Raw genomic sequence first — 12614 nt, forward strand, 5'->3', positions numbered from 1 at the left:
CCTTTCGAGGAGTCGATCAGCCGACGCGGTGGCGGGTTTCGGGGATCTTGGTCAGAAGCAGGAACAGCAGCACCACCAGCGCGGCGGCGGCCATGTAGAAGCCAGGTGCAGAATCCCTACCCGTGCTCGAGACCAGCATCGTGCCGATGAACGGTGCGGACCCGCCGAACGCGGCGTAGGCGACGTTGTAGCTGATCGCTGCGGAGGTGAAACGCGTTTCCGTAGTGAAGATCTCGACGAAGAAGGTGTAACACCCGCCGCCGTAGATGCACATCGGTACGACGAACAGCAGCTGCCCGGCGATCGCGAGGGCGAGTGAACCACTGGTCACCAACATGAAGCATGGGATCGACAGCACCGCGAGCGCAGCAGCGCCGGTGATGAGCATCGGCCGGCGCCCGACCCGGTCGCCGATGATGCCCCCGACGGGCAGGAGGATGGCATAGAGCGCCATCGCAAGGGCATTCGCACCGAGGGATGCCTCGCGGCTGAGATTGCCGGTGACCTGGACGTAGGAGACGAAGTATCCGGACAGGAAGTAGAAGCCCATGGCCGTCAGCCCCATCACGCAGATGACCTGAAGCATCCGGGTCCTGTTTTCCCGGAACGCTTCTCGGATCGGGCTGTACTCCTTGTGCTCGTGCTTGGCCAGGACCTGCTTGAACGCCTCGGACTCCTCGGTCTTGGAGCGGATCCACAGGCCGAAGAATGCCAGCGGCAGCGCGAGCAGGAACGGAATGCGCCAGCCGTAGGAGTCGAAGGCCTCCGCAGGCATGGTCGACGAGAGCACCAGGATCAACGAACCACCGATCACCGACGGCAAGGCGGTGGCAGCCAGGGTTACGTTGATCCAGAATCCGCGCCGTTCCAACGGAGCATGTTCGAAGACGAAGGCAGGAGCACCAACGGATTCGCCGCCTGCGGAGAAGCCCTGCACGAGGCGACACAGCACCAGCAGGATCGGCGCGAACACGCCGACGGTGGCGTAGGTCGGCAGCAGTCCGATCGCAGCTGTGGCGACGCCGATGGACATCAGGGTGATGAACAGGACCTTGCGTCGACCGATGCGGTCCCCGAGCGCTCCGAAGAACATTCCGCCCAACGGTCGCACCAGGAAGGCGACCCCGAACGTGGCGAACGTGGCGAGCAACCCTGCCAACGCGTTGTCGCCGGGAAAGAACAGGTGCGACAGCGTTACCGCAGACAATCCGTAGAGGGTGAAGTCGTAGAACTCGATGAACTGACCGATACTGCCGCCGGCCAGGACCCGCTTCTGCATGCCACTGCTCTTCTTGGCGGTGTCCCCTGCCACGGGCGGGTCCGCAACGGCATGTCCATCCGTCGTGTTCATGGACGCTCTTTTCTGATCGGTCGAGTCAGCCGTAATCGAAGGCTCGGCTCTGGAAGTGATCTCAGTGTGTCCCGCGTCACCCGAACGAGTCCAACGAAAGTAGCCGCACATGCTGATCGACGAAATCAATCAGTCCTGTTCAGGAGACTACTGCGCCAGTAGATCGACGCAGATCTGCTGGAAGGCCAGGGACTTGCGGGTCGGGCGCCCCTCGGGCAGGCGTACCAGGACGAGTTCGGTCGGGGGCAATTCGTCGGCGAGCTCCAGCGCGACGACCCTGCCGCCCGCATACGTGAGGTCGCGCGTCAGCCGCCAGTTCAACAGTGAGTAGCCATGCCCCATGCTGACGTAGGACCGCACCGTCTCGTACCCCGACACCAAGTGGCGGATGCGCGGACGCACCCCTAGTCGCTTGAAGATGTCGAGGTAGTACTCGCGACTGTGCTTGAGGTCCAACAGGATGAACGGCTCCGCCTCGAACTCCCGGAGGTAGACGGGCTCGTCCGGCGTCGCGGCGCGGGGATGGCCTTCCGGCACCAACAGGTGCGGCGGAACCGTCTGCAGCACTTGGTATTCGTACTCAGTGCCGAGGCCGAGGTCGTACATCAGCGCGATCTCGCAGACGCCTTCGGCCAGCGCGCGAATGAGCGACTCCTGGTCGGCCTCGAGGAAGCTCAGCTTCACCTCGGGATGCCGCTCCTTGAAGGCGGTGAGGATGCTCGGCGCCAGGAACGGAGCCAGTGGCGAGAAGATGCCGGCCACCAGGTCGCCCGCGAGTTCCTCCCCCTCAGCCCGCACCGAGTGGTGGAGTTGGTCTGCGTCCTCGAGGACCGTCCGCGCGCCGACGAGTAGGCGGCGGCCCGCAACCGTCAGTCGCAGACCGCGATTCGAGCGACGGTGGAACAGTTGGACGCCCAACTCGCGCTCGAGCTGGCCGATGGCCGCCGACAGGGTCGACTGCGTGACGTTCAGTTCGAAGGAGGCCGCACGCATGTTCTCCAGACGAGCAACGGCAGTGAAGTACCTCAGCTGCACCAGTGTGAACGACTTCGCCATGATCCGACCCGGCGCGCTTGGTTCAGCTCTCCCGCAGCAGCGTCTTCTCGAGCAACCGCTGAACGCCCTTCGTCGCGGCCTTGGTGGCCGCGCTTGCCGCACGCTGCGCCGCATTGGGTGGTGACGCAACTCGCACGGACACGGTGTCGCCCACTCGCACGACACCCGGCGTCGTCACGTCGGCATAGATGCCGAGGAACCGGTTGGTGCGCTCGGCCAGTTGGCGGGTGAGCGCGCGGTCCAGGTCGAGGTCCGGCTGTGGACGCGTCGGCACCACGCAGCGGATCGTCGGATTCGTAACGCGCAGAACCGCTTTGCCGACCGTCACGTCGCCACCCACCCACGCGGATTCGGGGAACTCGCGTTTGGGTGGGTCCACGTCGACCAACACGTTCGGCCGGAACCGGCGCACGTCGTAGGGCGCGCCACCGGCGGCCAGGTCACGCAGGCTGGCGGTACTCAGCACGTGCACCGGGCTGAGGTCGACGAACGTGCCCGGCGGAGTGGAATACCTTGCCAGCGTGATGATCTGGCGCGTCGAGAAGACCGACGTATCGGGAAGCTCCTCGGCGTCTCCGAGGCCGAAGTCCTGCCGAACCACGGCAGGCGAGAAGTTGGCCAGCGAGTCGTTCATCGACATCCGGTGCTGGCTGGTGTCGTCGTGCGGCGGCAATGCCGTCAGGTGCATCTCGCGGCCAACCAATCCAGACAGGGCGTCGTGCACGGCGGGATCGTCGCCAGTCAACTCGCGGCCGTCGGGGAACGTGATGACCACCTTCGGCGCATTGCCCGGTCCGGCGTCGGCATCGGGTTCGGTGACGTACCGCGCGGAGCAGCCCAGCAGCGCGGGAACCCTGCGCGCCGACGCGGTGACGCCCTTCTCGACGTCGCGCACGGCCCACAGCCGGTCGGCGTGCACCCCGCGGCGGTCGATGCGCAGTTCGTCGACCTGGTTGCCGCCCATCGACTTCACCGGGAAACGCCACAGCTGGCTAACGGTCACGCTGGACACCAAGGACCCCCGTTCCGCCGAGAGTCGTCGCTGCTCCGGCGCTGATCAGTGGGCTCATCGTACGCGCGAGATGGTCGCCGTCCGGGCAGTTCGCCGATGAGGACGCGATCGGCGAGCGTGCGTGAAGTCAGGTTCACGACCGGCGTGTCGCCCGCAGACACGCACGCTCGCGGGTGGAAGGTCAGCGCGCTGCCGACACCGTCTGACGGAGTTCGGAGTAGGCGTCACTGGCGGTGTCGTAGACGCGCACGATGGCCTCGTCGCCCGGCTGCAGATAGGTCGACTCGCCGAGTTCGGTGTAGCGCGTTGCGCCGATCCCGATGAGGACCTTCGACGGTCGGCCGCTCGCGACCATCAACGCACCGACGTCCTCGAGCGGGGTGTCCGCTGAACCCTTCTGGTTGGCCAGCCGCTCGGTGATCCAGTCGAGCAGCACCTCGCCGTAGTACGAGTAGCCGAGCAGCGGGCTGTCGACGCCGTACTCTTGCTCCTGACCGTCCGCGGTGCGCAGGTGGCACAGCAGCCGCAGGGTCGACGTGGGACCGTCCGGGGTCAGGTCACCGACGTCGAAGAACTGCCGTGCCACACCCTTGGATGCGGGACCCCAGTTCTTCTTGTGGCTGATCTTCAGCGCGTTCGGCCGCCGGATCGAGCAGTCGTTGAACGCGCCGAGCGCGAACGGCTGCAGCGTGACCACGGTGTCGCCGTCCCACACCACGTGGCACGCCAAGCCGACCTCGGGTTCGATCTGCAGGTTCAGCGGGGTAGCGCTCTTAGGCAGCGCCACGGCGTCGTGCGACAGCGGGAACTCGCCAAGGAAGCCGTCGACTCCCGGTGCGTACCAAGGGAAGATGCCCTTTGGCGCCGCGCCCTCACTCGTGACGTTGACGAAGTCCGCAGCCTCGCCCGCCTGCTCGAGGTGCCCGGCGAAGTTGCCTGCGACGCCGAAGCCGAACCACGTCCGCAGTTCGGCCTCGTCGAGTTCGAACGTCCTCAGTTCCGTCTTACTCATGATTCGCTCGCACGCTCGCTCATACTCATGGAGTCAACACCGACCTTCCGACGTAGGGCACCAGGGCCTCGGGTACCCGAACGCTGCCGTCGGGCTGCTGGTGGTTCTCGAGGATGGCCACCAGCCAGCGGGTGGTGGCCAGCGTCCCGTTGAGCGTCGCGGCGATCTGCGGCTTGCCGTTCTCGTCGCGGTACCTGGTCGACAGCCGGCGGGCCTGGAACGTCGTGCAGTTCGACGTCGACGTGAGTTCGCGATAGGTGCCCTGGGTCGGCACCCACGCCTCGCAGTCGAACTTGCGGGCCGCCGACGATCCGAGATCCCCTGCGGCGATGTCGATCACGCGGTACGGCACCTCGATCGCCGCGAGCATCTCGCGCTGCCAGCCCAGCAACCGCTGATGTTCGGCCTCGGCGTCCTCGGGCTTGCAGTAGACGAAGCCCTCGACCTTGTCGAACTGGTGTACGCGGATGATGCCGCGGGTGTCCTTGCCGTAGCTGCCCGCTTCACGCCGGAAGCACGTCGACCACCCGGCGTAGCGCAACGGACCGTCGGACAGGTCGACGATCTCGTCCGAGTGGTAGCCCGCCAGCGGCACCTCCGAGGTGCCGACCAGATACATGTCGTCGGCCTCGAGCCGGTAGATCTCGTCGGAGTGGGCGCCGAGGAACCCGGTGCCCGCCATCACCTCGGGACGCACCAGCACCGGCGGAATCATTAGCGTGAAGCCGGCATCGGTTGCGAGGCGCACCGCGAGCTGCATGATGCCCAGCTGCAGCAGCGCCCCGTATCCGGTGAGGAAGTAGAACCGCGACCCGGAGACCTTGGCGCCGCGCTCCATGTCGACCAGGCCGAGCGCCTCACCGAGTTCCAGGTGGTCCTTCGGGTCGTCCAACGTCGGCGGGTCGCCAACGGTCTCGAGCACCACGAAGTCGTCCTCGCCGCCGGCGGGCACGCCGTCGACGATCACGTTGCCGATCGCCATGTGCGCTGCCGTCATCGCCTGCTCGGCAGCGGCCTGATCGGTTTCCGCGGACTTGACCCGTTCGGCGAGTTCCTTGGCGGTGGCCAGCAGCGCCGGCCGGTCTTCGGGCGACGCCGAACCCACCCGCTTGCTGGCTGCCTTCTGTTCGGCGCGTAGATTGTCGGCGGCTGAGATGGCGGCCCGCCGTGCGGTGTCGGCGGCCAGCAGCGCGTCGACGAGTCCGGGATCCTCGCCACGGGCCCGCTGCGAGGCGCGCACCCGGTCGGGATCCTCGCGCAGGAGCTTGAGGTCGATCACGGGCTTGACCCTACTTTCGCCGCGTCGGCGACGACATCCGGCATGCCCCTCGACAGACCCGTGAGGCACAACCACATAACTTCACAAGCGCAACTCTTGTCACAGGACTCGACGCGCCTGTCACAATGGACTCGATGTTGGATGCACTGGACGGCCAAGACCAGCAACCCGAGGACGGCGCGCAGGCGTCGCGTCGGCGCGCGTGGTGGCTCAGTCTGCAGTCCAACGGCACCCGGCGCGGACTGCTCCTGACCGCCCTCGGCGGCCTACTCATTGCAGGTCTGCTCACCGCGCTGCCCACGTCCCCCGGCAAGAACGGGCCGATCGGCCTCACCACCGGCACGGCGCTCGGCGCGCGGACCAACGACACGTTCGACAACGCCAAGAGCGGCGACTGCCTGAACTGGCCCGAGCGCACGCCGGACTCCGCCGAGGTGGTCGACTGCGCCTCTGATCACCGCTTCGAGGTCGCCGAGGCGATCGACATGAGCACGTTCCCCGGCAGCGAGTACGGCCCCGACGCGGCGCCGCCGTCGCCCGCCCGCATCCAGCAGATCAGCCAGGAGCAGTGCAGCGCGGCCGCCCGGACCTACCTGGGCCCGAAGTTCGACCCCAACGGCAAGTTCACCGTCAGCCTGCTCTGGTCCGGTGACCGCGCGTGGCGCCAGCTCGGCGAGCGCCGGATGCTGTGCGGGCTTCAGCTGCCCGGGCCCAACAACCAGCAACTGTCGTACAAGGGCAAGGTCGCGAACCTCGACCAGTCGCAGGTCTGGACCGCGGGCACCTGCCTGGGCATCGACCCGACGACCAATCAGCCCACCGACGTCCCGGTCGACTGCGCGGCGCCGCACGCCATGGAGGTCACCGGGTCGGTGAACCTCGCCGAGAAGTTCCCGGGACCGTTGCCCGCCGAGGCCGACCAGGACGCGTTCATCAAGGACGAGTGCACGCGGATGACCGACGCCTACCTGGCGCCGATCCAGCTGCGCAGCACCACGCTGACGCTGATCTACGGCACCATCTCGCTGCCGAGCTGGAACGCAGGCAGCCACCAGGTATCCTGCAGCATCGGCGCCACCCTCGGCAACGGCGGCTGGTCGACGCTGCTGAACAGCGCCAAGGGCCCGCTGATGATCAACGGCCGCCCGCCCGTCCCACCGCCGGACATCCCCGAGGAGCGGCTCAATTTGCCGCCGATCCCGATGCCGGATTCGACGCAGATGACCTCCGAGATCGACCTGAGCGATCAGAGTTCGTCGTCGCAGAGCACGCAGGACGACTCCCAGCACCTGCCGAACCAGCAGCCGCAGCAGACGTCGACCGCGAGCACCCCGGAGACCTCCGCGCCGCAGACCCCGCCGCAGGGCAATACGTTCCTCAACGGCCCACCGCCTCCCCCGGGCCCCCCGCCCGGTGAGGCCCCGCCGCAGGACGGTGCCGCACCACCGCCTCCGGGTGCCGCTCCTCCGCCGCCCGCCGACGTGCCGCCTCCGCCTCCGGGGGCACCGCCAGCAGGACCGCTGCTGCCTCCGCCTCCCCCGGCCTGACCAGCGGCGTGACCTGATGTCCGTGCGGATGACCCCGCAACGGTTCGACGAGTTGGTGTCCGACGCGCTCGACCTGATCCCGCCCGAACTCGCCAAGGCCATCGACAACGTCGTGGTGCTCGTCGAGCCGCGGCACGCCACCGAACCCGACATCCTCGGGCTCTACGAGGGCGTCGCGCTCACCGAACGCGACTCGTCCTATGCGGGCTCCCTGCCCGACGCGATCACGATCTACCGGGACGCGCTGCTCGACGTGTGCGATACCGAGGCGGACGTCGTCGACGAGGTCGCCATCACCGTGATCCACGAGATCGCCCACCACTTCGGCATCGACGACGAGCGGCTACACGAACTCGGCTGGGGCTGAAGCCGGAGTCCATGCGCGGCGACCTTGATTCGTCGGTGCATGGTGCTACAAACGAGACATGACCGGTGAATGCGCACACTGCGCGAGCGGGCTGTGGCACTGCCATGGCACCGTCATCGAGCACGTGACGTCGCGGCCGGAGTGCACGGAGCCCGACTGCGACGCACCCCACCTCGAACACGTCTACGTGATCGACTGCGTCGCCATCGGCTGCGAATGCTCGGCCGAGGACGCGGACCTCAACCCATCGGGTCGGCGGTTTGCGTGATCTCCTGGCCGGGCTGAGGGTCGGGTTCGGGGTGGAACGGCGGTAGCAGCTCGCCCCACTGCAGGCAGCTCCACCGCCCGTCGGTGATCGGGGTCAACACCACGCTCTGCGCGTTGGCCAGGTGGTGTTCGAGGGCGAAGCCGCCGTCGACTCCACCGAGCACCGCGCCCACGAGCCGGATCGCCGCACCATGGCTGACCACGACGACGTCGTCGCGCCATGCCGCGTCGTCGAGGTAGCGGACCCGCAGCTCCTTGATCACCGGCAGGTACCGCTCCAGCACCTCGGTGCCGGTCTCCCCGCCGGGAACGCGCTCGTCGAGATCGCCCCGGTGCCACCGCCCGTAGACGTCGTGGAACAGGTCGATGGACGGGTCGTCGTTGCGGTCCTCGAGGTGGCCGGCCTGAACCTCGTGGATCCCGTCGAGTGGGACCGTCGACAGGCCGAGGCGCTCACCGATCCGTTCGGCGGTCTGCACTGCGCGCACCGCCACCGAATGGGCGACGAGCCCGACGGGGTGCGCCCACCCCTCGGCGAACCCGTGCGCCTGCTGGTGACCGAGATCGGTCAGCGCGGCGCCGGGCGGCCGGGTATCGAGCCGTCGTTCGACGTTGGCATGCGACTGACCGTGCCTGACCAGGACGAGACGGCCGCTCATGCGCCGCTTCCCCTGGTCCGGGCGCCCTCGCGCAGTCCGATGAGCCAGCGTGAAGCATCGTCGTCCGACGGCGGCACTGCGCCTGCCGCGGTCCCCGTGGGCCATGATCCGAGATATCGCACATCCCTACAACGACGGTGCAGCGCCTTGAGTGCCTGCGCCACCGAATCGTCATCGATGTGTCCCACGCAGTCCAGGAAGAACACGTAGGTGCCCAGTTCGGTTCTGGTCGGGCGGGATTCGATGCGGGTCAGGTCGATGTCCCTGACCGCGAACTCCGTCATCGCCGCGACCAGGGCGCCGGGGGTGTTGTCCAGGCGCAGGATCACCGACGTGCGGTCGGCACCGGTGCGCTGCGGCGGCGGCCCCGGCGGGGCGGCGAGGACGAACCGGGTGCGGGCGTTCGGCTCGTCGACGACCTCGGCGGCCAGGACGTCGAGCCCCCACCGCTGCGCGGCGAGCGCCGTGGAGACCCCCGCGTCGGCGCGACTGCCTGCCACGTCCTGGGCCGCGCCTGCGTTGGAGCTGGCGGGCACCAGGGTCGCCGACGGCAGGTGTTCGGCGAGCCAGTGCCGGACCTGGGCGGCGGCGACCGGGAACGCGGCGACGGTCGAGACCTGGTCGATGCCCACGCCCGGCCGGACCACGATGCTGAACGCGACGTCGAGTGTGTGCTCGGCGTAGATCTGAAGGGGCGTACCCGTCGAGAGGCTGTCCAGGGTCGGGATGACCGATCCCTCGATGGAGTTCTCGAAGGGCACGCACGCGTAGTCGGCGTCGCCCGCACGCACCATCGCCAATGCCGCGCCGGGCGATTCCGCGGAGCGGGGTTCGACGTCCCCGGCCAGCGCACCCGAGCCCGCGATCTGCCACAACGCCGCTTCGGTGAACGTTCCCTCGGGCCCGAGGTAGGCGACGCGCGGCACGGCCCAACCCTATCGGCTGCGATCCGACCGTCGGTGTCGAAATCGGCGGGTACGCCTTGCGCCAGTGGTGAGCCGTAGTTAAGTTAGGCTTACCTCAGTAACTGGAAGGCACTCGCGATGACCACCTCGAAGACACTCGTGGCCCCTACGACCGCCGAGCGCATCCGCAGCGCCTGCGTCAGGTCCGGCGGTGCGATGGTGGCCGTCGAGGGCGTCGAGCCGACGCCGACTCCGGTGCACCACCTGCTCGACGACGGATCGTTCGCGATCACGGTGCCCGCGAACGGCCGGCTGGCCGCGATGGTCGTCGCATCCGGATCCGCAGGCATGCAGGCCGTGCTCGAGATGACCGACTATGCCCCGCTGCCGCTGCGCGAACCGGTGCGGTCGCTGGTGTGGATGAGCGGACGACTGCACCACGTCCCCACCCGCGACGTCTCCGGCCTGCTCGACCTCATCGCGACCGCCAACCCCAATCCCGCTCTGCTGCAAGTCAATACCGGTAGCGACGACGCCTCGAACGGCGACACCCCCTACGCCCTGGTCCGGCTGGAAATCGAGTCGGTCGTGGTGGCCGACTCCACCGGCGCCGAGTCGGTGGGGCTCAGCACGCTGCTCGAAGCGGAGCCGGACCCGTTCTGCACGCTGGAGTCCTGCTGGCTGCAGCACCTCGAGTCCGCGCATCGCGAGGTCGTCGACCGGTTGGCCGAGCGCCTTCCGACCCCGCTGCGCAGCGGCCGCGTTCGCCCGCTGGGGCTGGACCGCTACGGCGTGCAGTTGCGCGTCGAGGACGTCGACGGCGATCACGACGTGCGGCTGCCCTTCGCCAAGCCCGTCGACGACGTGACCGGGCTCAGCCAGGCGATCCGCGTCCTGATGGGCTGCCCCTTCCTCAACGGGCTGCGCGCGCGCCGCATCTAGGCCCGATTCTCGCGGCACTACCGTGGCTGCGGTGACCGAGCCGTCCGACGACTTCATCGCCCCGCCGCGGCGCGCGATCCGCATCGAGATCGCCGTGGTCCTCGCGGTGACGTTCGGTCTGTCTGCCTACACCGCACTGCTGCGCCTCACCGAGGCCGTGATCCTCGGCCTGTCCGGCCAGACCGTGGCACTGAACCCCCGCCGGTCGCCGATCGACCTGATCGACCTCGGCCTCAACCTGGCATCGGTCTTCCAACTGCTCGCGTGGGGGTGCCTCGGGCTGTTTCTATTGTGGCGCAGCGGAATCGGGCCCGCGACGATCGGGCTCGGTCGGTTCCGGCTGAAACCCGACCTGCTCGGCGGCCTCGGCCTCGCCGCGCTGATCGGACTACCCGGGCTCGGCCTCTACGTCGTGGGACGCATGCTCGGCATCGGCGTCGAGGTCGAACCCGCCGAACTCAACGACACGTGGTGGCGGATTCCGGTGCTGCTTGCCGTGGCGTTCGCGAACGGATGGGCCGAGGAGATCATAGTCGTCGGCTTCCTCATGACGCGACTGCGACAGCTCGGCATGACGCCCGTCGTCGTCCTGGTCGCATCGAGCGTGCTGCGCGGCCTCTACCACCTCTATCAAGGGTTCGGCGCGGGCGTCGGCAACATCGTGATGGGCCTGGTGTTCGGCTTCGTCTGGCAGCGCACCGGGCGGCTGTGGCCGTTGGTGGTCGCCCACGGGGTGATCGACGCCGTGGCGTTCGTCGGCTACGCGCTGGCCGCGGGTCATCTCGGCTGGCTAGGTTCATCCTCGTGACCCGTCCTCCCGACCCACGCCGGCCGAGGCCGCCACGGGAGGAGCCGCAGGTGATCCGCCGCGACCCCCGGTTTCCCGCGCGGCCCGACGCCACGCAGCCGATCGCCCCGCCTCCGGCTCGGCGGCCACCCCCGCGCCCCGTGCCCACGCCGCCGCCGCCACCACCTCCGCCCAGGCAGCCGCCGCCGAGGCAACAGCCGCCCCGCCACCTTCCCCCGCCCGCGCAGCCGCCGCGTCGCCCCCCGCCACCCCAGCCACCGCGCGCCGCAGCGCGTCCGCCCGCGCGGCCCGTCCCCCCGCCGCCTGCCCCGCCGAAGTCCAAGCCGAAGCGCAAGCGGCACTGGGGCCGGATCGTGCTGACGCTGCTGCTGGTCTTCGTCGCGGCCTTCGTGGGCACCGGCTTCTGGATCGACACCCATTTGCGCCGCATTCCTGCGCTGGCGAACTACGCGGAGCGCCCCGCCGCGGGCAGCGGCACGACGTGGCTGCTGGTCGGATCCGACAGCCGGCAGGACCTCAGCCCCGAGCAGCAGGCGGAACTGGCCACCGGCGGCGACGTCGGCAACGGGCGCACGGACACGATCCTGCTCGTCCACGTGCCCGGGTTGATGTCCAGCGCGCCCACGACCATGGTGTCCATCCCACGCGACTCCTACGTATCGATCCCCGGCTACGGCGAGGACAAGATCAACGCCGCGTTCTCCGTCGGCGGCGCCCCGCTGCTGGCGCAGACGGTCGAGGAGGCCACCGGGATGCGTCTGGACCACTATGCGGAGATCGGGTTCGACGGGTTCGCCGACATGGTCGACGCGGTCGGTGGCGTCACCATGTGTCCGCCCGAGCCGATCAGCGACCCTCTGGCCGGGATCGACCTGCCTGCCGGCTGTCAGGAACTCGACGGGCGCAACGCGCTCGGCTACGTCCGGACGCGCGCGACGCCGCGGGCCGACCTCGACCGCATGGTCAACCAGCGCGAGTTCATGTCGACGCTGATGCAGCGCGCCGCCAGCCCGGGCGTGCTGGCGAACCCCCTGCGCTGGTACCCGATGGCGTCGGCCGCGTCCGGCGCCGTGACCGTCGACGAGGGTGCGCACGTGTGGGATCTCGCGCGACTGGCCTGGGCCCTGCACGGTTCCGTGACCACCACCACCGTCCCCATCAGCGACTTCACCGACGGTGGCGCGGGGTCGGTCGTGGTGTGGGACGACGAGGCGGCAGGCAGGTTGTTCGCTGCACTGGCCGCCGACGACGCGGTGCCGCAGGACGTTCTCGATGCCGGGCAACCGTGACGCCTGCGATCAGTGAGCAAACTCACCCGCCGGCAGCAACTTACCCTCACCTGACTTAGGCAAAGCTCGCCTGAATTAGGCATACCTTTGATGACAATGCCCTCTGACCTGCAGTATCTT

At 68.6% G+C, this 12614-nt stretch carries 13 protein-coding genes; 6 read left to right on the forward strand and 7 right to left on the reverse strand.

The genetic code is table 11. The features are described from left to right. Window positions 1–16 precede the first annotated feature (16 nt). The 5 genes from LOK44_RS20665 to serS all read right to left on the reverse strand — a co-directional run bounded on the left by LOK44_RS20665 (window position 17) and on the right by serS (window position 5710). The gene (locus LOK44_RS20665) at window positions 17–1351 is read right to left on the reverse strand and encodes an MFS transporter (protein WP_237571961.1); all 1335 of its coding nucleotides are present in this window, start codon (window positions 1349–1351) and stop codon (window positions 17–19) included. A 147-nt stretch (window positions 1352–1498) separates the two neighbouring features. Continuing rightward, window positions 1499–2407 (reverse strand): LysR family transcriptional regulator, encoded by a 909-nt coding sequence (locus LOK44_RS20670; protein ID WP_237571962.1) that lies wholly within the window; start codon window positions 2405–2407, stop codon window positions 1499–1501. 22 nt (window positions 2408–2429) lie between these two features. Beyond that, window positions 2430–3410, reverse strand: a complete 981-nt coding sequence (locus LOK44_RS20675; RefSeq protein ID WP_237571963.1) for an MOSC domain-containing protein — start codon at window positions 3408–3410, stop codon at window positions 2430–2432. Window positions 3411–3600: 190 nt separating this feature from the next. After that, entirely contained in the window at window positions 3601–4431 is an 831-nt protein-coding gene (locus LOK44_RS20680; protein WP_237571964.1) for a DUF5718 family protein, read from the reverse strand. Between the two features lie 25 nt (window positions 4432–4456). Then, window positions 4457–5710 carry a serine--tRNA ligase gene (serS, locus tag LOK44_RS20685; RefSeq protein WP_237571965.1) on the reverse strand — a complete coding sequence of 418 codons (1254 nt, stop codon included), beginning with the start codon at window positions 5708–5710 and terminating at the stop codon, window positions 4457–4459. 125 nt (window positions 5711–5835) lie between these two features. On the opposite strand from serS, the gene LOK44_RS20690 reads away from it, so the two are divergent. Genes LOK44_RS20690 through LOK44_RS20700 form a run of 3 tightly spaced genes read left to right on the forward strand, consistent with a single transcriptional unit; the run spans window position 5836 to window position 7892 of the window. After that, a complete protein-coding gene (locus LOK44_RS20690) occupies window positions 5836–7257 on the forward strand; it encodes a septum formation family protein (RefSeq protein WP_372481280.1) in 1422 nt (473 codons plus the stop codon). Window positions 7258–7273: 16 nt separating this feature from the next. Beyond that, window positions 7274–7624, forward strand: coding sequence for a metallopeptidase family protein (locus LOK44_RS20695; protein WP_237571967.1), 351 nt, complete (start codon window positions 7274–7276; stop codon window positions 7622–7624). Window positions 7625–7682: 58 nt separating this feature from the next. Continuing rightward, a complete protein-coding gene (locus LOK44_RS20700; RefSeq protein ID WP_237571968.1) occupies window positions 7683–7892 on the forward strand; it encodes a hypothetical protein in 210 nt (69 codons plus the stop codon). Here LOK44_RS20700 and LOK44_RS20705 read toward each other — a convergent pair. Next, the gene (locus LOK44_RS20705) at window positions 7864–8550 is read right to left on the reverse strand and encodes a histidine phosphatase family protein (protein WP_237571969.1); all 687 of its coding nucleotides are present in this window, start codon (window positions 8548–8550) and stop codon (window positions 7864–7866) included. The genes LOK44_RS20700 and LOK44_RS20705 overlap by 29 nt on opposite strands. After that, entirely contained in the window at window positions 8547–9476 is a 930-nt protein-coding gene (pheA, locus tag LOK44_RS20710; protein ID WP_237571970.1) for a prephenate dehydratase, read from the reverse strand. Before pheA ends, LOK44_RS20705 begins: the two co-directional genes overlap by 4 nt. Window positions 9477–9593: 117 nt before the next feature. On the opposite strand from pheA, the gene LOK44_RS20715 reads away from it, so the two are divergent. The 3 genes from LOK44_RS20715 to LOK44_RS20725 are packed head-to-tail and all read left to right on the forward strand — an operon-like array spanning window position 9594 to window position 12494. Next, window positions 9594–10397, forward strand: coding sequence for a DUF2470 domain-containing protein (locus LOK44_RS20715; protein ID WP_237571971.1), 804 nt, complete (start codon window positions 9594–9596; stop codon window positions 10395–10397). Window positions 10398–10428: 31 nt separating this feature from the next. Beyond that, window positions 10429–11205, forward strand: a complete 777-nt coding sequence (locus LOK44_RS20720) for a CPBP family intramembrane glutamic endopeptidase (protein WP_237571972.1) — start codon at window positions 10429–10431, stop codon at window positions 11203–11205. A gap of 50 nt (window positions 11206–11255) precedes the next feature. Next, window positions 11256–12494, forward strand: coding sequence for an LCP family protein (locus LOK44_RS20725; protein WP_237571973.1), 1239 nt, complete (start codon window positions 11256–11258; stop codon window positions 12492–12494). The last annotated feature ends 120 nt before the right edge of the window (window positions 12495–12614 follow it).

Origin of the sequence: Mycolicibacterium lacusdiani, assembly GCF_021916785.1 — a bacterium.
GTDB classification, from domain to species: domain Bacteria; phylum Actinomycetota; class Actinomycetes; order Mycobacteriales; family Mycobacteriaceae; genus Mycobacterium; species Mycobacterium lacusdiani.